The sequence below is a fragment of the Nocardia sp. NPDC019395 genome (assembly GCF_040632335.1).
Classification (GTDB): Bacteria; Actinomycetota; Actinomycetes; order Mycobacteriales; family Mycobacteriaceae; genus Nocardia.
On the sequence record NZ_JBEYBT010000003.1, the window covers coordinates 466,577 to 484,970 of the forward strand.

General features: G+C 67.7%; 24 protein-coding genes. 13 read left to right on the forward strand and 11 right to left on the reverse strand.

What is annotated here, in order from left to right:
- Positions 1–8: 8 nt before the first annotated feature.
- The gene (locus ABZ827_RS13140) at positions 9–689 is read right to left on the reverse strand and encodes an AzlC family ABC transporter permease (protein ID WP_357236557.1); all 681 of its coding nucleotides are present in this window, start codon (positions 687–689) and stop codon (positions 9–11) included.
- 67 nt (positions 690–756) lie between these two features.
- On the opposite strand from ABZ827_RS13140, the gene ABZ827_RS13145 reads away from it, so the two are divergent.
- Positions 757–1,338, forward strand: a complete 582-nt coding sequence (locus ABZ827_RS13145; protein WP_357236665.1) for an XRE family transcriptional regulator — start codon at positions 757–759, stop codon at positions 1,336–1,338.
- 312 nt (positions 1,339–1,650) lie between these two features.
- Here ABZ827_RS13145 and ABZ827_RS13150 read toward each other — a convergent pair whose 3' ends face one another.
- From ABZ827_RS13150 to ABZ827_RS13160, 3 genes are all read right to left on the reverse strand, one after another.
- Complete coding sequence (locus ABZ827_RS13150) at positions 1,651–1,806, reverse strand: hypothetical protein (protein ID WP_357236559.1); 156 nt, start codon at positions 1,804–1,806, stop codon at positions 1,651–1,653.
- Positions 1,807–1,872: 66 nt separating this feature from the next.
- The gene (locus tag ABZ827_RS13155) at positions 1,873–2,115 is read right to left on the reverse strand and encodes a hypothetical protein (RefSeq protein WP_357236560.1); all 243 of its coding nucleotides are present in this window, start codon (positions 2,113–2,115) and stop codon (positions 1,873–1,875) included.
- Entirely contained in the window at positions 2,108–2,254 is a 147-nt protein-coding gene (locus tag ABZ827_RS13160; RefSeq protein ID WP_357236562.1) for a hypothetical protein, read from the reverse strand. The genes ABZ827_RS13155 and ABZ827_RS13160 overlap by 8 nt, the downstream gene beginning before the upstream one ends.
- Before the next feature lie 329 nt (positions 2,255–2,583).
- Here ABZ827_RS13160 and ABZ827_RS13165 point away from each other — a divergent pair, with 329 nt between their 5' ends.
- Entirely contained in the window at positions 2,584–3,465 is an 882-nt protein-coding gene (locus ABZ827_RS13165; protein ID WP_357236564.1) for a helix-turn-helix transcriptional regulator, read from the forward strand.
- A gap of 2 nt (positions 3,466–3,467) precedes the next feature.
- Positions 3,468–3,671 (forward strand): DUF397 domain-containing protein, encoded by a 204-nt coding sequence (locus tag ABZ827_RS13170; RefSeq protein ID WP_357236566.1) that lies wholly within the window; start codon positions 3,468–3,470, stop codon positions 3,669–3,671.
- Between the two features lie 87 nt (positions 3,672–3,758).
- On the opposite strand, the gene ABZ827_RS13175 is transcribed toward ABZ827_RS13170, so the two are convergent.
- Positions 3,759–4,670, reverse strand: coding sequence for an alpha/beta hydrolase (locus tag ABZ827_RS13175; protein WP_357236568.1), 912 nt, complete (start codon positions 4,668–4,670; stop codon positions 3,759–3,761).
- A 52-nt stretch (positions 4,671–4,722) separates the two neighbouring features.
- Here ABZ827_RS13175 and ABZ827_RS13180 point away from each other — a divergent pair, with 52 nt between their 5' ends.
- Complete coding sequence (locus ABZ827_RS13180; protein ID WP_357236570.1) at positions 4,723–5,349, forward strand: TetR/AcrR family transcriptional regulator; 627 nt, start codon at positions 4,723–4,725, stop codon at positions 5,347–5,349.
- Positions 5,350–5,476: 127 nt separating this feature from the next.
- On the opposite strand, the gene ABZ827_RS13185 is transcribed toward ABZ827_RS13180, so the two are convergent.
- Entirely contained in the window at positions 5,477–5,725 is a 249-nt protein-coding gene (locus ABZ827_RS13185) for a DUF1330 domain-containing protein (protein ID WP_357236572.1), read from the reverse strand.
- A gap of 167 nt (positions 5,726–5,892) precedes the next feature.
- Here ABZ827_RS13185 and ABZ827_RS13190 point away from each other — a divergent pair, with 167 nt between their 5' ends.
- Positions 5,893–6,648 carry a class I SAM-dependent methyltransferase gene (locus tag ABZ827_RS13190; protein ID WP_357236574.1) on the forward strand — a complete coding sequence of 252 codons (756 nt, stop codon included), beginning with the start codon at positions 5,893–5,895 and terminating at the stop codon, positions 6,646–6,648.
- Between the two features lie 155 nt (positions 6,649–6,803).
- Here ABZ827_RS13190 and ABZ827_RS13195 read toward each other — a convergent pair whose 3' ends face one another.
- Positions 6,804–7,346, reverse strand: a complete 543-nt coding sequence (locus tag ABZ827_RS13195; protein ID WP_357236576.1) for a helix-turn-helix domain-containing protein — start codon at positions 7,344–7,346, stop codon at positions 6,804–6,806.
- Positions 7,347–7,448: 102 nt separating this feature from the next.
- Here ABZ827_RS13195 and ABZ827_RS13200 point away from each other — a divergent pair, with 102 nt between their 5' ends.
- Positions 7,449–7,928, forward strand: a complete 480-nt coding sequence (locus tag ABZ827_RS13200) for a nuclear transport factor 2 family protein (RefSeq protein WP_357236578.1) — start codon at positions 7,449–7,451, stop codon at positions 7,926–7,928.
- A gap of 132 nt (positions 7,929–8,060) precedes the next feature.
- On the opposite strand, the gene ABZ827_RS13205 is transcribed toward ABZ827_RS13200, so the two are convergent.
- Both ABZ827_RS13205 and ABZ827_RS13210 read right to left on the reverse strand, forming a co-directional pair.
- A complete protein-coding gene (locus tag ABZ827_RS13205) occupies positions 8,061–8,861 on the reverse strand; it encodes a crotonase/enoyl-CoA hydratase family protein (protein ID WP_357236667.1) in 801 nt (266 codons plus the stop codon).
- 417 nt (positions 8,862–9,278) lie between these two features.
- Positions 9,279–9,791 carry an SRPBCC family protein gene (locus ABZ827_RS13210; protein ID WP_357236580.1) on the reverse strand — a complete coding sequence of 171 codons (513 nt, stop codon included), beginning with the start codon at positions 9,789–9,791 and terminating at the stop codon, positions 9,279–9,281.
- Positions 9,792–9,935: 144 nt separating this feature from the next.
- On the opposite strand from ABZ827_RS13210, the gene ABZ827_RS13215 reads away from it, so the two are divergent.
- From ABZ827_RS13215 to ABZ827_RS13245, 7 genes are read left to right on the forward strand one after another with little or no spacing between them, the layout of a single operon-like run.
- Entirely contained in the window at positions 9,936–10,634 is a 699-nt protein-coding gene (locus ABZ827_RS13215; protein ID WP_357236582.1) for a GntR family transcriptional regulator, read from the forward strand.
- Positions 10,635–10,679: 45 nt separating this feature from the next.
- Positions 10,680–11,732: an N-acetyl-gamma-glutamyl-phosphate reductase gene (gene argC, locus ABZ827_RS13220; RefSeq protein ID WP_357236668.1), complete on the forward strand. Its 1,053-nt coding sequence runs from the start codon at positions 10,680–10,682 to the stop codon at positions 11,730–11,732.
- On the forward strand, positions 11,729–12,934 hold the full coding sequence (gene argJ, locus ABZ827_RS13225; RefSeq protein ID WP_357236583.1) for a bifunctional glutamate N-acetyltransferase/amino-acid acetyltransferase ArgJ: 1,206 nt from the start codon (positions 11,729–11,731) through the stop codon (positions 12,932–12,934). Before argC ends, argJ begins: the two co-directional genes overlap by 4 nt.
- Positions 12,931–13,845: an acetylglutamate kinase gene (argB, locus tag ABZ827_RS13230; protein ID WP_357236585.1), complete on the forward strand. Its 915-nt coding sequence runs from the start codon at positions 12,931–12,933 to the stop codon at positions 13,843–13,845. Before argJ ends, argB begins: the two co-directional genes overlap by 4 nt.
- Positions 13,842–15,041, forward strand: a complete 1,200-nt coding sequence (locus ABZ827_RS13235) for an acetylornithine transaminase (protein ID WP_357236586.1) — start codon at positions 13,842–13,844, stop codon at positions 15,039–15,041. Before argB ends, ABZ827_RS13235 begins: the two co-directional genes overlap by 4 nt.
- Entirely contained in the window at positions 15,038–16,003 is a 966-nt protein-coding gene (gene argF / locus ABZ827_RS13240; protein WP_357236587.1) for an ornithine carbamoyltransferase, read from the forward strand. The genes ABZ827_RS13235 and argF overlap by 4 nt, the downstream gene beginning before the upstream one ends.
- Complete coding sequence (locus ABZ827_RS13245; protein WP_357236589.1) at positions 16,000–16,509, forward strand: arginine repressor; 510 nt, start codon at positions 16,000–16,002, stop codon at positions 16,507–16,509. Before argF ends, ABZ827_RS13245 begins: the two co-directional genes overlap by 4 nt.
- Before the next feature lie 63 nt (positions 16,510–16,572).
- On the opposite strand, the gene ABZ827_RS13250 is transcribed toward ABZ827_RS13245, so the two are convergent.
- On the reverse strand, positions 16,573–18,189 hold the full coding sequence (locus tag ABZ827_RS13250) for an amidase (RefSeq protein WP_357236591.1): 1,617 nt from the start codon (positions 18,187–18,189) through the stop codon (positions 16,573–16,575).
- Positions 18,186–18,323 carry a hypothetical protein gene (locus ABZ827_RS13255; protein WP_357236593.1) on the reverse strand — a complete coding sequence of 46 codons (138 nt, stop codon included), beginning with the start codon at positions 18,321–18,323 and terminating at the stop codon, positions 18,186–18,188. Before ABZ827_RS13255 ends, ABZ827_RS13250 begins: the two co-directional genes overlap by 4 nt.
- Positions 18,324–18,394 lie beyond the last annotated feature (71 nt).

An 18,394-nucleotide genomic window follows, 5' to 3' on the forward strand; every position in this document is an offset into this window, starting at 1 on the left:
GGACGTGTTCATCGCAGGGCCTTTCCGGGCACGGCGGTCGCTGCCAGGCCGGCCAGAGCGAGCAGCACGGGCAGGCCGGCGGGCAGGAACGAGGTGGTGGCAAGTGTGATCACCGCGCCGGTGAGGGCGACTCGGCGCTTGTCGGCGGCCTCACGCATGGCCGGGAGGATCAGGGCGAGCAGGACGGCGGGAAACATGGCGTCGAGCCCGAAGGCGTCGGTGCCCCCGATGACGGTGCCGGCCACGCCGCCGACCGTCGCACCGATCGGCCAGCACACCAGAACGCCGAGGCCACAGGCCCAGTAAGCAGTACGTCCGCGAGTGGCGTCCTTCTCGGCCATGGCGAAGGCGATGGTCTCATCGTTCATGAGGTGGATCCCCAGGAACCGCCAGGGGCCACGGCCGAGCACATCAGGCACGGAGAGCCCGAAAGGCAGATGCCGGGCATTGACGAGCAGACCGGCGAGGACCGCCGCCACCGGGCTGCCGCCGGCAGCGATGATCCCGATGAATAGGAACTCCGACGAGGCGGCCATCACCAGCAGGCCGAGTACAACGGGAAACCACAGGGGGAAGCCGGCGGCCGCGGCGATCGCTCCGTAGGAGAGGCCGATTACGCCCACGGCCAGGCACACCGGCGCGACGTCCCGCAGCATCGCCCGGTCCAGTGTTCTCCAGAACGAACGCATGGCTGATATAGTGAACACCTCGACCACTGTTCGTCAACTCGAACGTTTGACTTCTGGAGCGAACACCATGGAACAGGCAGGCAAGAGCGAAAGCCCCACCCCGAAGGCTCCGCTGGACGCCGTCGCAGTGGCCCTACGGCGGGCACGCGAGCTCGCGGGGCTGTCCCTGAACGAGCTCGCCCTGCGTGCGGGCATCGCGAAGTCAACCCTCTCCCAGCTGGAGTCGGGCCGGGGCAACCCCAGCCTGGAGACGCTGTGGGCCCTGTGTACCACCCTGGACCTACCGTTTTCCCAGCTTATCGACCGGCCCAGGACTCCTGTGCAAGTCATCAGGGCAGGCGAGGGCGCCACTGTCGCCTCGTCCGAGGCCGATTACCGCGCCACCCTGCTGTCGGCCTGCCCGCCGGGCGCCCGCCGCGACCTTTACCGCATCGAGGCCGAACCCGGCTCACCGCGCGACTCGGCTCCCCACGCCACAGGAGTCGTCGAACACGTCCTGCTCGCTTCGGGCCGCGCCCTGGTCGGCCCCACCGATGACCCGGTCGAGCTGTTTCCCGGCGACTTCGTCACCTACCCCGCCGATCAGCCGCATATCTTCCAGGCCCAGGAGCCCGCAACCCGCGCCCTGCTGGCCTCCGACCACACCTGACCTCGTTCTCCCGACGGCGGCCGCCCGCTCATGGACGCGGGCGGCGCGGCCGGCTTCGTCGGCTGAGGAGTCGGGCCTGCTCGCTTTTCAGGAGCGTGAACCGGTCCCGGGTGTCCTTCATCATGCGGGCGTGCCGACGCCGTTAGCGTTCCTGCGCAGCAGATTCCGAGCGAGGTGGGGATCCTGAATCCCTATCGACACCGCCAGGTCGGCGCGGCATGGTCCCGGCTTTCCGGAATCGAATTCCAGGCGGCCGGAACCTTCTGTTACCGGTCGGTCGACACCGCGCATCCGGAGCTCCGGAAGTACCGACTACTCATGTAACCGCCGGAGCAGTCGCTCGAGCGTGGGTGGCGTCCGGTCCGTGCCGTCGTCCCGCTCGATCGACCAGGCGATGAGGATCGTGTATCCGATCGAGCCGAGCATGCCGAAGACCAACGCGCTCAGCGCTATGTGTGCCCACCACATGCCACGTCCTCTCGGGGCCAGCGATAACCACGGGGGTAGATCTGCACGGGAGTGATGAGCGCGGCGTTATCGGTGATGATGTGGCGGATGTCGTCGGCGTGCGCGAAACCCCGGGACCACCACCGCCCGCGCGTCGTATTCGGCGGCGTACTTCGCCAGCGCGTAGGCGGCGACGAGGGGCCGGGCGTGCGTCTTGACTGTGTAGAGCAGCCGGCATCCGTTCCGTTCGGCGAGTGCGTACAGGTCGATATCCGGTGTCGGGATGTCCAGCCGGACCAGGCCGACCGCGGCGGGGGCGCGGTCAGGCATGCTCACTGTCCCCGGCCCATCGCCGCATGGCCGCGAGCAGCAGTTCCAGCTGGACCGGCGTGGGTAGTGCCCACTCGGTGGGCGGGCGAATCCCGGACTCGCCCCGGACCCTTACCGGCAATGATTCGGTTGCGCGCATGATGAATCCCCACTCCTGGCATAGTCTTCGGTAAGCACCCGGTGCAGGGTCCGACACGTGGCGTCAGTGTTCTTCGAGGTCCACTGGCTGTGTCGTGAAGACCACCAGCTATCGGCACTCCTGGCGTCGAACTGGTGTCCTCGACGGTGATTCGAGGTGGCCTGCACCGGGCGCTCCCTCAGTAGAGCGCTCCCGCAAGGCATTTGGAAGTACGACCGTGGATTATCCGCGGGGGAGTTCGTGAACTTTCTCGAGGGAATCTTTATCGGGGGAGCCTTCGCCCGTGGGGGCTTCCATATTCCACTCAACCGGTTAACGAAGGTAATGAAATGGCTACTGGTTCGACGCTTCCTCGAAGGGCTCTGGGCCGCCAGCTCCGAAAGCTGCGCGAGAGAGCCGAATTGACGCAAGCCGCCGCGGCCAGGGTCGCGGAGGTGTCGCCCCAGTCCTACGGGCGTATGGAGGACGGTCGCCCAACCAAGGTGACCGACCTGGCACTGAATGCGCTGGCGAACACCTACGAAGCGACCGACGCCGAGCGGCAGCTACTTCTCGGGTTGTCCCGTGAGATCCGAGAGGCCGGTACTTCCGGATCGGCATGGTGGCGCGGGTACGCCGACGACGCTATCGCGAAAGGATTCGACCACTACCTCTCCTTGGAGGAGTCCGCGAACTGGGTGACCTCATGGCAGACCGCCCTGGTGCCGGGCCTGCTCCAGACCAGGAACTATCGCCGCGCGCTGACCTGGGCCACATTCCCGGACAGGTCTTCCGACGAGGTAGAGCGGATTCTCGATGTGGTTGTTCGGCGACAAGGGTTGCTGGACCGGCCGGGCTTCCGATTCGAGGCGCTGCTGACCGAGGCCGTCCTGGGATACAGCGTCGGCGGCCCGGGGGTGATGACAGACCAGATAAACCACCTCCTGCAACGCTCGGAGCAGGCCGGCGTCGAGATACGGATCGTGCCGTCGACCGAGGGCCAGCCGATCGGCCTCAACGCGGGTAGCTTCGTCCTGTTCAGCTTCCCGCCCCTGCCGACGTCCAAGCTCCAAGAGCCTCCGGTGGCCTACATGGAGGGACTGTCCGGCGGCCTGTACGTGGAGCGCACGGATGAGGTCGAGAAATTCTCGAACGAGGCGGCGCGAATCCGCCATGTAGCGTTGTCCGCGTCGGCATCCCGAGACTTGATGCTGCGATATGCGAAGGAGTAACGATGATGGACCTGACCGGCGCAAAGTGGTTCAAGAGCAGTAAGTCCGGCGGAAACCAGGACTGTGTGGAGGCCGCCCACCTCGGCGAAGGTTTCGTAGGCGTGCGTGACAGCAAGAACCCTACCGGTCCGGCGCTGGTCTTCACTCCCGGCGAGTGGGATGCGTTTCTGGCCGGTGCCAAGGATGGTGAATTCGGCCGCCCCTGAACGCGTGAATCACGACGCCCGAGCCACCGGTACTCGTCGGTGGCCATTTACGCGGCCGACACCGGGTCGTCGGCGATCCAGCAAATGTCATGGGCGATCGGAGCTCACTTCCGCTCGGAGCTCGGCCAGTGTTCGGACCAGTTGGTGGATGCCCGGGGTCTCGACCGGATAGTGGCCGGCGTTGTCGAGCACCGTGAGCCTTTTCGGTGCCGCGATGCGCTGGAAGAACATCTGGCTCAACGACAGTGGCGTCCAGGTGTCGGCACCTGGATGGACGAGCCACACGGGGCAGGCGGTGAAGCTCTCCGGTTCGGCATCAGGTGCCGAACCGAGATAGGTCCGCAGGAAGCCCAGCGGCATCGACACCCCGCCGCCGTGCGGATCGGCCGCGACGAGGCGGGCAAGCGCGGGGTCGTTCGAGATGGCAGGCATATTCGCCATCCACCGCATCGGAATACGGACGCCGTCGACGGCCGGGGCCAGCAGGCTGGGACCGTGACGGCCCAGCCAGGGGCGCCGAGCGATCGCCGCACGCACCTGAGACATCCGTGGATCGAGCAGGCAGGTGGCCGCGACCGCGGCGGGTAGCCCGGTCCGGGCGGCCGCGCTGTAGGCGAGCATCCCGCCCATGCTCGCGCCGAAGACCACAAGCGGCCGGGGATCGGCCGCGTGCTCGACGCGGATCAGCTCGGTGAGGCAGTCCACCCAGTCCTGATAGCGGATGCGGCGCGGAGCGCGGACCCGGGTCCGGCCGTAGCCGGGAAGATCGGGCACCGCGACCTCGAAACCCTGTCCGGCCGCCAGCGCCGCGATCGGCCACACCGCCGCCGCGTGCCCGCCCGCACCGTGCACCAGCAGCATGCGCACCGATGCGTCGGGGCGGAATGCGCGTTCGATGTGCACATCGGCGTCGCCGCAGCGCCACCAGGTCGACACCGGCCGCAGCGTGGGATCCGGCCGCAGGTTCGAGGGAAGAAACGCGAGGTAGGAGCTGTGCATGCGATAATGATTCGAGCAATCCTCGGTTTTTACAACTCGACTTCGGGAGATCATGTCCACACCCCGGAAAACACCGCGCCAGCAGCGGTCGGAGTTCACTTTCGGCGCGATACTCGATGCGGCTGCTCGGCTTTTCCAACAGCACGGCTACACCGCGACAACCACCAACAAGGTCGCCGAACTGGCCGGCGTATCCATCGGCACCCTCTATCACTACGTCCCGAACAAGGACGCTCTGCTCTACGCACTCGCCGAACGTCATCTGCGCCACGCCGGGGAATCACTGCTCGCCGAGACCGCGGCGCTGCGCGCCGATCGGCCGCCCCTGGACGAGACCGTGCACCGGCTGATCGGCGTAGTGGTGCGGTTCCACCGTGCCCAACCCCGGATGCACCGGCTGCTATTCGACCAGGCACCCCGCACAGCCGAAGGCGTCCGGCAGCTCCGGCAGCTCGAACAACGCCTCGCCGAGGAAGTCGCATATCACCTGCGTCGCCTCGCTCCCGGCGCGGCCGATCCCGGACTGAACGCATTGCTGTTCGTGCAGGCGGTCGAGGCTCAGGTTCATGGCGCGGTGCTCGATCCGCCTTCGGGCCGGACCTCGGATCAGTGCATCCAGGCCATCATCGACTTCTGGATTCGATCACTGGCACCCGCGACCACGACCGGCCCCGAGTAATCGAGCAGTTCTGGGGTGCAGCGCTCGCCACAGCGACCGCCCACCGGCCTTCGGGATCCGATCCAGGCTACTCAGCGCCAACGCCGGTTCGGTCTCGGCCGGCAAATGCGTGGTCGGTCGGGCGGGGTCAGGCCGGGAGCGAAAACCCTTCGGGCGGCGAGCCCTCGACGAACAGCATCTGTACCCGGGCTTTGCCTTCCCGTATCTGCCGGGCTTGCCGATACTCGGGCGAGTCGTACCACTGCCGGATCCGATCCATATCGGGAAACTCGATGACGAGGATTCGGGGTGAATCCCAGGTGCCCTCAATGGGTTCGGGCGTGGGACCTGCGACCAGATAGCGGCCACCATGACCGAGGATCGACTTCTGGGCCACCGGGGCGTAGGCCCAGTGGAAACCTCCGAATACACTGGTAACCGCGAGATTTCGAAGCCCGCTATCGGCCCACCGAGCCGGCCCTGCGTTCCGGCCTTCGCTGTCGATATTCCACCAACCCGAAAATCGGTCGATCACGCCCAGGGGCGCGGGCAGAATACTCCCATATGAAACGGACGTTCGAGGATCTGCTGGCCGAAGCAGAGTCGGTATCCGTGGAAGGCTGGGACTTCTCGTGGCTCGACGGCCGAGCCACCGAGGCGCGCCCGTCGTGGGGCTACCAGAGACTGATGAGCGCCCGTCTGAAAACCGCCGCTTCGGCATTGGACATCCAGACCGGCGGCGGTGAAGTCCTGGCCGAGGCGGAGGTTTTCCCGCCGTACATGGTTGCCACCGAATCGTGGCCACCGAATGTCGCCAAGGCCACCGCGCTGCTGCGCCCGCGCGGCGTGGTCGTCGTCGCCACGCCCGACGAGCCGCCGCTGCCGTTCGCCGACGCGGCGTTCGACCTCGTCACCAGCCGGCATCCGGCCACCATCTGGTGGGACGAGATCGCTCGCGTTCTGCGGCCGGGCGGTATCTACTTCGCCCAGCATGTCGGACCGGCCAGTGTCTTCGAACTGGTCGAATACTTTCTCGGTCCACAACCGCATGCTCGGCGTAGCCGCCATCCGGACGACGAATCCGCCGCTGCCCGAGCGGCCGGTCTGGAGGTCGTCGGCCTGCACACAGAGCGCTTGCGCATGGAATTCGACGATATCGGCGCGGTGGTCTACTTCCTGCGCAAGGTGATCTGGATGGTCCCCGGCTTCACCGTCGACGCATATCGCGACCGGCTGCGCCAACTCCACGATCAGATCCAGCAGCGGGGGCCGTTCATCGCTCACTCCACCCGCACGCTCATCGAAGCCACCAAACTCTGACCCCGCCCGCAAAGCCGACTCGAGACCGAACGCGGACTCTTGCGGCCAGCACCCAGTCGTCAGCGATCCGATCGTGCGTACTCATCACCGGCCCTCCGTCGAGAGAGTTTGATCATGCGCAGGGTGTCCAGCGGATCGGCTGCTCGGTGGCGCAGTCACCGCGACAGCCCGGTGAGCACGACGTCGATGGCGCGGTCCAGGATGGCAGGCTGCACCGGTATCGCGGCTGACGCTTGGGCCAGCCCGCGGATGAGCAGGTAAACCTCCTCGACCGTGACCGAAGGGCGCACCGCGCCGGCCTCCTGCGCTTGTAGGAGGACCGCGCCGACCGCGACTTTCAGCCGGTTCGATGCGGTGGCGGCGCTGCGCGGAAGCCTCCCCTGGTCATCCAGTTTCGAGGCCAGTGTCAATTTCGTGGCGCCGGTTTCGATCATCGCCCGCACCAGGGTGCGCCAGGCTACGGCCTGGTCTGCGTCGCCGGCGAGCGCGTCGGCGCGTTCGGTGAGCTGATCGAAATGTCGCAGCAGTGCCGCCTCGATCAGCTCCTCCTTGGTGGGGAAGTGGCGAAAGACCGTTGCGATGCCGACACCGGCCCGCCGGGCCACCTCCTCGGTCGATCCGGAGCCCCCGTGCGCGCCGAACACCTCCTCGGCCGCGGTCAGGATCCGTTCCCGGTTCTCCCGCGCGTCCTGGCGCATTCAGTGCCTCCTTCCACTTCCGGGCTCGGCAGACGACGTTAACCGGAGTCTATACTTCGGTACAGTTACCGAAGTCCAGACTCCGTTTAAGTCAGGAATGCCATGCCACAGCCATCCACACCAGCCGATGTAGTCCGCGCCGTTGCCGCAGGGGTCGACCGCTTGGTCTCCGGCAACCTCACCGAGCAGCAGAAACAGGCGCAACTGGATCATCTCGCCGGCCTGTATGCCGAACAAACCGATGTCCGGCACCCCTTCGCCCCACTCGGTGACACACCGTTGAACTCCCGTGCCCAGTTACGCAGCCACTTCGCCGAGGGGCCGGCCCGGACAACAGGAGTAGAGCGGTTCGAGCCGGTAGGGCAAGTCCACGAAACCGCCGATCCGGAGGTGGTCGTCTACGAATTCAGCTACGTCGGTTCGGCGGACGGGCGCTCCTTCTCGATCCCGTGCATCTTCGTGGTGCGGGTACGCGATGGCCTCATCGTCGAATCGCGCGATTACAGCGACCACGTGGGCTTTGCCCGCGCCTTCGGCCGACTCGACAATCTGACCACCGCACTGGCGGCAGATAGCTCATGATCGCCATATCGCGTCAGGTGCGGAGGAGGGTGGCCGTGGGGGAAGTGATTTCACTGAACGCGGGTCGACGGCGACGAGGCCGTGGTCCGCGCCGTCTTCGCCGCCTGACGGCGCCGCCTCCGTCGGTGATACTCAGTCGCCGGTGAACCTGGGCGCTCGCCGCTCCAGCATGGCCGCGACCGCTTCGTCGTGATCCGTGGTGTGGTGCGTGATCGCCTGCATGGCGGCGGAGAGTTCCAGCAGGGTTTCCAGGCTCTGGTGTTGCCCCTCGCGCAGCAGGCGTTTGGTCATGCGCAGGGCGTGCGGCGGGTTCACCGCGATCTCGCCGGCCAGCCGGTGGGCGGTGTCGAGGAGCTGATCGGGTTCGACCACCTCGTTGACCATGCCCCAGTCGAGAGCGGTGGCCGCGTCGATGGCTGCTCCGGTGAAGGCCAATTGGCTGGCGCGGGCCATACCGACCGCGCGGGGGAGCAGCCAGGCGCCGCCGTCGCCCGGGATGAGGCCGAGGCGGACGAAACTCTCGGCGAAGGTCGCGGTGGTCGCGGCGATCCGCATATCGCACATGAGGGCCAGATCGCAGCCGGCGCCGATCGCGGGACCGTTGACCGCGGCGATGGTGGGAATCTCGCAGTGGTACAGCGCTTTCGGGATTCGCTGGATACCGTGCCGGTAACCCTGGCGCAGATCGGCCGGGGTTCCGCCGAACATCCCCGCCTTATCGCGCATGTGCTTGACGTTTCCGCCCGCACTGAACGCTGAACCGGCACCGGTCAGGATGGCGACCCGCAGCGAATGATCGCGGTTGGCCTCGCCCACCGCGGTCTCCAGCGCGTCGATGGTCGCTTCGTCGGAGATCGGATTGCGCTGGCCGGGGTTGTCGATGGTCCAGACGACGATATCGCCGGTGCGCTCCACGCGCAGGGGTGCGGTCACGGTAGCTCCTCGGGACACGATGCTGTGGTTGTCTCCGGAAACAATGCCCGATCGGCGCCGGCGACGCCCGGCCGCGGTGGCCGCAACTCGGGCGGCGGCATTGTCGCCGGCCGGGAAGGGAAGGTCCCCCGCGGTTCGTGCGGCCGTGCGTCCGGTCCGCCGGTTTTCGTGCCGATGGGTGACCTTGGCGGTGAACCCCGTCAGATTGCGGGCGCGTGCCGCGACCCGGGTGAGCGTATCGGCGAGTTCGATATCGGACACGGTATCGAGATCGATCCCGAGTAGCGCGTCGACGGCGTGTTCCAGAGCGCTGATCTGGTGCCGGAGAGCGCTGTTCGAACACATGTTCTAATACTAGCCGATAGGCCCGCGGCTGATCGAAGGACTCGTGCCGCTGTCGTCGAATACGGCTCCCGGTCAGGCGGCAGCTCTCCGGCGGACGGTGCGCTCGAGGATTCCGAGGGTTGCCTTCAGGGAAGTCTCGGGGATTACCGGGAAGGTGACCCGCTGCTTCCACTCCTCATCGGCTGCCGACCAGTCGTAGTAAGAGGTGACGAGTGTGCCGGCCTCGGCCGGCTCCAGCCGGTAGCCGTAGATATGGCCGAACCGACGGCCGCGGGCTTCGACGGTCCAGGCGATCTCCCGGTCCGGGTCGAGTTCGGTGATGACGACCTCGACGTCGTACTTGCCGAGAGGGACGTCCCCGAGGGCCTCTCGGTCCATATGGACCAGGAACCGGTCGCCGGGCCGTTCGACCGGCTCTCCCTCGGCGTCGATGAGCATTCCCGAAGCATCGATGTCGACATGCCCCTGGGGGTCGGTGAGGACCGCGAAGATGGCGGCGGCCGGGGCGGGAACGAGTCGGGAGACCTCCGTTCGCTCGGTATCCCGGCTGGTCTTCTCCGCGGGGGTGTGGTCGTTGACGGTCATCGAGAGTCCTTTCGGGGCGTGCGTGTGGACGGTGCTGTGGCCGGCGGTGGGTCGGGTCGTGACGGCATTCGCACGGCGACTGTCCAACAGTATCGATAATAGTACTAATAATCGATTATTGTCGAGATCGTCTACCCTGGGATCATGATCGGGACAGACCGGGCTCCGGTATCGGCCGGGAAGCAGATGCTCTCCGAGCAGGTTTATGCACGCCTGCGGGAGGCGATCATGCGCGGCGACTACGCCCCAGGCGCCCCGCTGAAACCGCAGGATCTCGCCAAGGAACAGGGTGTGAGCCTGGCCATCGTCCGAGAGGCGCTTGTCCGGGTGGTCGGTGAAGGGATCGCGGATCGCCTGCCCAACCGCGGCTTCGCCGTCGCGGCCTTTTCCGACGGTCGCTGGCAGGAGATCGCGGAGGCGCGCCGGACGATCGAACCGGTCCTGTTACGGATGTCGATCGAGCGCGGCGATATCGAATGGGAGACCCGGGTCCGGGCCGCACATCATCGTCTGGCCCGTACTCCGGCGTTTGTACCGCAAGAGGGTGAGTACTACAGCGACGCGTGGTCGGAGGCTCATCGAGTATTCCATCGCACCCTGTTGGAGGGCTGCGGCAATCGCGTCCTGCTGGAAGCTTTCGATCGGTTGTGGACCGCGAGTGAGCTCGCCCGTCGCTGGTCGTCGCATCGTAACCCCGGCCGGGACGGGGCGGAGGAACACCGCCGGTTGGAGGCGGCGGCGCTGGCCCGCGACGCCGACGCCGCCGTCGAGGCATGGACCCGGCACGTCACCCTGACCGCGGCCGGGCTGGCCGGTGGTGAGCCCAACCCCGTCTATGAATGAGCTTGCATAGTCATGCATAATCATCACATGGCTGATCACACGGATATGCCCGACCGGAACGGCCCGCTGCGCGTGGCCGTCGCCGGTGCCAGTGGTTACGCGGGCGGGGAAGTACTGCGTCTGTTGCTGGGGCATCCGGAGTACCGAGCCGGGCGCCTCGAAATCGGGGCGCTCACCGCCGGTAACAACGCGGGTACCGCGCTGGGCGCACTGCAGCCGCAGCTGCTGCCGCTGGCCGACCGGATTCTCGCCCCGACCACCGCGGCCGAGCTGGCCGGACACGATATCGTCTTCCTCGGTCTGCCCCACGGTCAATCGGCCGAACTGGCCGCCGAACTGCCCGAATCGACCGTGATCATCGACTGCGGCGCCGATTTCCGGCTCACCGATCCCGCCGCCTGGGACCGCTACTACGGTGGCCCGCACGCGGGTAGCTGGCCCTACGGGCTGCCGGAGCTGCCAGGTGCCCGGGAGGTATTGCGCGGCGCGACCCGCATCGCGGTACCCGGGTGCTATCCGACCGTCGCCAGTCTCGCGCTCGCTCCCGCGATCGCGGCGGGAATCGTCGACCCGGCGGTGAACGTCGTGGCCGTCAGCGGGGCGTCGGGAGCGGGCCGGAAGCTGGATGTGAGCCTGCTCGGCTCGGAGGTCATGGGCTCGGCCCGTGCCTACGGTGTGGCCGGCGCGCATCGGCACACCCCCGAGATCGCGCAGAACCTGTCGGCCGTCGCGGGCGCCCCGGTGCGGGTCTCCTTCACACCCGTCCTCGCGCCCATGCCGCGCGGCATCCTCGCCACCTGCACCGCCCCGGTGCGGGTGGACGCCGCGCAGGCGCGTGCGGTCTACGAGAAGGCCTACGCGGACGAACCTTTCGTGCATCTGCTACCGGAAGGCGTACTGCCGCAGACCGGTGCCGTGCTCGGCGCGAACACCGTCACCCTGCAGGTGACCGTGGATACCGACGCCGGTCAGCTGGTGGTGATCGGCGCGATCGACAACCTGACCAAAGGCACCGCGGGCGCCGCGGTGCAGTCCATGAACCTCGCGCTCGGCCTCGACGAGACCGCCGGGCTGTCCACCGTAGGAGTGGCCCCGTGACCACCGATGCCAACCTTGTCCACAATCAGGGTGTGACGGCGCCGCTCGGATTCCGGGCCGCCGGGATCGCCGCCGGCCTCAAAGCCAGCGGTAAACCAGATCTGGCCCTCGTTCTAAACGAAGGTCCCGATTACGCCGCGGCCGGGGTGTTCACCGGGAACAAGGTGAAAGCCGCACCGGTGCTGTGGTCGCAGCAGGTTCTGAAATCCGGCCGGCTGCGCGCCGTGATCCTCAACTCCGGAGGCGCCAACGCCTGCACCGGGCCGGAGGGTTTCCAGGACACCCATCGCACCGCGGAGGAACTCGCCACCGCGTTGAGCAACTGGGGTACCGAAACCGGCGCCGGTGAGATCGCGGTGTGTTCCACCGGCCTGATCGGGGACCGGCTGCCGATGGACAAACTGCTGCCCGGGGTCACCGAGATCGTGCACGAGATGGGTGGTGGAATGTCCGGCGGTACCGATGCCGCGCATGCCATCATGACCACCGATACCGTGCCGAAAGAAGCGTCGCTGCACCACCCCGGTAAATGGAACGTGGGCGGTATGGCCAAGGGCGCAGGGATGCTCGCTCCGTCCCTGGCGACCATGCTGGTGGTCCTCACCACCGATGCTGTCGCCACCGCCGAACAGCTCGACAGTGCCCTGCGCAAAGCCACCCGGCTCACTTTCGACCGTCTCGATGTGGACGGGTCCATGTCGACCAACGACACCGTGCTGCTGCTGGCCAACGGCGCCAGCGAGGTCGCGCCCGCCCAGGACGAACTGGACGCGGCGGTCCTGGCGGTCTGTGACGACCTGGCCGCCCAGTTGATGGCCGATGCGGAAGGCGTCACCAAGCGGGTGCTGGTCACTGTCAAGGGCGCGCACAGCGAGGACGACGCGCTCACCGCGGCCAGGATCATCGCCCGGGACAGTCTGGTCAAAACCGCGATGTTCGGGTCCGATCCGAACTGGGGCCGCGTGCTGGCCGCGGTCGGCACCGCGCCCATCGACCTCGACCCCGACCTGATCTCGGTCTCGTTCAACGGCGCCCCGGTCTGTATCGACGGCACCGGCGCTCCGGGCGCGCGCGACGTCGACCTGTCCGGTCCCGATATCGAGGTGGTCGTGGACCTGCGGCTCGGCGACGGGACCGCCACCGTCCGCACCACCGACCTGTCCCACGGTTACGTCGAAGAGAACTCGGCCTACAGCTCATGACCGAAGCCCTCCACGATCTGTCCGCGCTGGACAAAGCGCATATCCTGGCCGGTGCCCTGCCCTGGCTGCAGAAGTTCCGCGATAAGGTCGTCGTGGTCAAATACGGCGGTAACGCCATGATCGACGACGGTCTGAAGCGCGCGTTCGCCGCCGATATGGCCTTCCTGCGCACCGTCGGGGTGCATCCGGTGGTCGTGCACGGTGGCGGTCCGCAGATCTCGGCCATGCTGAAAAGGCTCGGGTTGGCGGGGGAGTTCCGCGGCGGTTTCCGGGTCACCACACCCGAGGTGATGGATGTGGTGCGGATGGTGCTGTTCGGTCAGGTCGGCCGGGAACTGGTCGGGTTGATCAACGCGCACGGACCGTACGCCGTCGGTATCTCCGGTGAGGACGCCCGGCTGTTCACCGCGACCCGCCGCACCGTCGATATCGACGGCGCGGCCACCGATATCGGCCTGGTCGGTGACGTCACCGACGTCCACCCGGGCGCCGTACTCGATCTCATCGGCGCGGGCCGGATCCCGGTCGTCTCGACCATCGCACCCGACGCCGACGGCGTGGTGCACAACATCAACGCCGATACCGCCGCGGCCGCCCTGGCAGAAGGTATCGGCGCGGAAAAACTGGTGGTGCTCACCGATGTCGAAGGCCTCTACACCGACTGGCCCGACCGGTCCTCGCTGACCAGTGTTATCGATACCGACGCGCTGGCCGAGCTGCTGCCGTCACTGGATTCGGGGATGGTCCCCAAAATGGAGGCATGCCTGCGCGCGGTCCGGGGCGGGGTTCCGGGCGCGCATGTCATCGACGGGCGCGTACCCCATTCGGTATTGCTGGAGCTGTTCACGGGGGAAGGTATCGGCACGATGGTCACACCGGCGGCGGACGAGGAAAACGGAGTCAGAGCATGAACACTGCGCAACTGCGGCAACGGTGGTCGAATGTGATGATGCGCAACTACGCCACGCCGGAGGTCGTGCTGACCCGGGGCAGCGGCGCGGTGGTGTACGACGCGGACGGCAACCGCTATATCGATTTCGTGGGCGGGATCGCGGTCAACAGTCTCGGCCACGCGCACCAGGCGGTGCTGAGCGCGGTGATGGATCAGCTCGGGACGCTCGGTCATGTATCCAACCTGTACGGCAGCGAACCGGTGATCGAACTCGCCGAATCGCTGCTGGGGCATTTCGGTGACGGCGGCGGCCGCGCGTTCTTCTGCAACTCCGGCACCGAGGCCAACGAGGCCGCGTTCAAATTGGCCCGGCTCACCGGCCGGCGCAAGATCATCGCGTGTGACGAGGCGTTCCACGGCCGGACCATGGGCGCGCTCGCGCTCACCGGCCAGCCTTCCAAACGCGCACCGTTCGAGCCCATGCCACCGGGGGTGGTGCATGTGCCGTACGGCGATGTGCAGATCCTCGAGCGGGCGGTGGATTCCGATACCGCCGCGGTATTCCTGGAACCGATGCTCGGCGAAAGCGGCGTGGTGGTTCCGCCGATGGACTATCTGGTGCGCGCCCGGGAGATCACCGCCCGGCACGGCGCGCTGCTGATCCTGGACGAGGTGCAGACCGGGATCGGCCGGACCGGAAAGATGTACGCCCACCAGGCATTCGGTATCACCCCCGATGTGATGACCCTGGCGAAGGGGCTGGGCGCGGGCCTGCCGATCGGCGCGGTACTGGCCACCGGGCAGGCGGCCGACCTGTTCACCCCCGGTATGCACGGCACCACCTTCGGCGGTAACCCGGTCAGCGCGGCCGCGGCACTGGCGGTGCTGCGCACCATCGCGGACGAGGGCCTGCTGGAACATGTCGAATCGATTGGCAAACGGCTCAGCGACGGGATCGCGGTACTCGAACATCCGCTGATCGCCGATGTCCGCGGCGCCGGACTGCTCCTCGGTATCGGCCTCACCCATCCGGTGGCGCCGCAGGTCGAGGCCCGTGCGCGGGCGGCCGGGTATCTGGTGAACCCCGCCAAACCCGATGTGATCCGGTTGGCGCCGCCGCTGGTACTCACCGAAACCCAGGCCGACAATCTGGTGCTGGATCTGCCGGAAATCCTCGATGAGGTACTGGCCGAGACGAAAGGAGCCCGGGCATGAGCGCCCCGACCCGGCCGGCTGTCGCCGTCCGGCATTTCCTCCGTGACGACGATCTGACCCCCGCCGAACAGGCCGAGGTGCTGACCTTGGCCGCCGAACTCAAGAAGAACCCGTTCGCGCGCCGCCCGCTGGAGGGTCCGCGCGGGGTGGGCGTGATCTTCGACAAGAACTCCACCCGCACCCGGTTCTCCTTCGAACTCGGTATCGCCCAGCTGGGCGGGCACGCGGTGGTGGTCGACGGCCAGACCACCCAGCTCGGCCGCGACGAAACGCTCGCCGATACCGGCCGGGTGCTCTCCCGCTACGTCGAAGCGATCGTCTGGCGGACGTTCGGCCAGCAGCGGCTGGAGGAGATGGCCGGCACCGCGACCGTCCCGGTGGTCAACGCGCTGTCCGACGATTTCCACCCCTGCCAGGTGCTGGCGGATCTGCAGACGATCACCGAGCACAAAGGCGACCCGAAAGGCCTGGTGCTGTCCTATTTCGGGGACGGCGCCAACAATATGGCGCAGTCGTTGCTGCTCGGCGGTGTGACCGCCGGAATGCATGTGCGGATCGTCGCGCCCGCGGGGTTCCAGCCCTCGCGGGCGGTGCTCGCCGCCGCGCAGGCCCGCGCTACGGAAACCGGTGGCAGTGTGACCGTCACCGACGACCCGTACACCGGGGCATCGCGCGCCGACGTACTGGTCACCGATACCTGGACCTCCATGGGGCAGGAAGGTGACGGCCTGGACCGGGTCGCACCGTTCCGTCCCTACCAGGTGAACGCCGGACTGCTCGCCGGCGCCGCGCCCGATGCCATCGTGCTGCACTGCCTGCCCGCACATCGCGGCGAGGAGATCACCGACGAGGTTCTCGACGGGAAACAGAGCGTGGTCTGGGACGAGGCGGAGAACCGGCTGCACGCGCAGAAGGCCCTGCTGGCCTGGCTCCTGGACCGGGCGGGCACCCCGCGACGATGAGTGAGACTCGCACGCATTCCACCGGCCCGGTCACGGCCCCGACCCGGGCCGGCCGGCAGTCGCGGATCATCGCGCTGCTCGCCGCGCATCCGGTTCGCAGCCAGACCGAACTCGCCAACCTGCTCGCCGCCGAGGGCATCGAAACCACTCAGGCCACGCTCTCGCGCGACCTGGACGAACTGGGCGCGGTCAAACTCCGGGCGGCCGACGGCGGAGCCGGTGTGTACGTGGTACCCGAGGACGGCAGTCCGGTGCGGGGCGTCACCGGCGGTACCGGCCGGTTGGCGAAACTGCTGGGTGACCTGCTGGTCTCCACCGATTGCAGCGGCAATATCGCGGTCCTGCGCACGCCCCCGGGCGCGGCGCATTTCCTGGCCAGCGCCCTCGACCGGGCATCCCTGCCCTATATCGTCGGCACCATCGCCGGTGACGACACGATCGCGGTGATCGCCCGCGAACCCCTCACCGGAGCCGAACTCGCCGCGAAAATCGAAAACCTGGCTTGACCAGGCTCGATTCCAGGCATCGCGCCGAGACCTAGCCGGACACTTCGGGCAGGCGCCACCCGTTCAGCCGACCGCGGTGGTGGGAACGAAGGGGACAGGCGCAGGGATCACGGTATTGGTGGGATCGGGCCCCGGGCCGGGCGCCGCGAGACCGGTATGCGGCAGTTCCCGTGGGCCGGGCGGTAGCGCGGGCATCTCCTGCCAGGCCGGTTCGGCGGCCTGCAGTGCCAGTCCGATGCTGATGAGTTCGGCATCCGACCAGGGCATACCACCGAGCTGCACCCCGAACGGGAGGCCGGTTTCGGCGGAGCGGCCCGCCGGCAGCCCGATCGCGGGGGCGCCCGAATAGTTGGCCCAGGTCATCGGTGCGTCGGGCTCGAGCCGGGCGAGTGGCGCGGTGATGCGAGTCTGCCGGTCCTTTACCGCGCCGGGCAGGACGACGGCGTCGAGTGCGTACTCGGTCAGCAGCCGGTTGTAGTCGTACTGGTACCGGGTGCGGTCGTCGCCGTAGGCGAGGAAGGTATCGATCGGCGCGGTCGCGGCGGCCACCGCTTGGGCGGCCGCGGCCGCCGTCGCCGGCTGGTAGAGCGCGAGACGGTCCACGAACTGCCGGTGATACCGGCCCGGTTCCGGACCGTCCGTGGGATGGGCGGGCAACGGCGGCATGACGATATCGCGCAGCTGCCCGCCGAGACGGGTGATCAGGTCGAGGAAGTCCGACATCAGGGCGCCGAGTGCAGGGGGAAGCTGGTTCGTCGTCGCCCGGTCGACACCGAAGATCTTGCCGGCGAGTGGTTTTTCCCCGCCGGTGGCGGATGTGGGGTAATCGAATCCCGCCACCGCTGCCGCGGTGGCGGGGTCGTAGGGGTCCGGCCCGGCGATTGCCGAAAGCATCAGCGCGGCATCGGCGAGACTTCGGCCCATGCTGCCGATATGGTCGCGGGACGGCGAACTCGGGATCACGCCGTACCGGCTGACCTGACCGAAAGTCGGCTTGATCGTGCTCACTCCGGTACGGGACGCGGGGATCCGCAGCGAACCCCCGGTATCCGTGCCCAGGGCCAGGGGAACGAAGCGGGCGGCGACCGCCGCGGCGCTACCGCCCGAGGATCCGCCGGCGACCATCGTCGTGTCCCACGGGTTGCCGACCTGTGGGGTGACGGTTCCGAACGCGAATTCATCGGTGTGGGTGTGCCCGAGCAGGACCGTGCCGTGGTCGCGTAGGCGCCGCCAGGCGGTGGCGTCTCCCGAGGCGATATTGCCCGCCAGCACCCGGCTGGACGCCGTGACCGGCAGACCCCGCACCGCGAACATGTCTTTCAGTGCGATCGGCAGACCGCACAGTAGCGGGGCGCTCCCGCCGGCCAGGCGTTGCGCAGCCCCTTCCGCCTGCTGATAGGCCGATTCCGGATAGGTGCGCACCCAGGAATTGATGGGTCCGTCGAACTCGGCGCTGCGTCGCAGGCAGGCCTCCAGCAGTTCCCGCGGATGCAACTCCTTGGCTTGCAGTAGGACAACGGCTTCGAGGGCGGACAGCAGTGCCGGATCAGTGACAGCTGCCCGTGCCGGGCCGGAGAAGAGGTATGTGCCGGCGAATCCCACGGAGGTACCGGCCAGGGCCGCCGCCAAGCCGGCGCCGGCCGAACGGAGAAGCGTTCGACGAGCGATGGAGGGTGTCACCCGAGGATCTGCCGGTATCTGAGTTCGTCGTGCTCGCCGACCGCATCGTGGGCGGGAACGGGGCGGATCCGGTTACCGGCGCGGGAGTAGCGGCCCGAGGCCACGGGATGGGTCGTGTCTCGCAGTGCTCGCATCTGGCCACCGTAGTGGCGCCGGGCGAATCCGGCTATATCTGCGCGGTATTCGAGTTTCCGGGCCGGCGAAT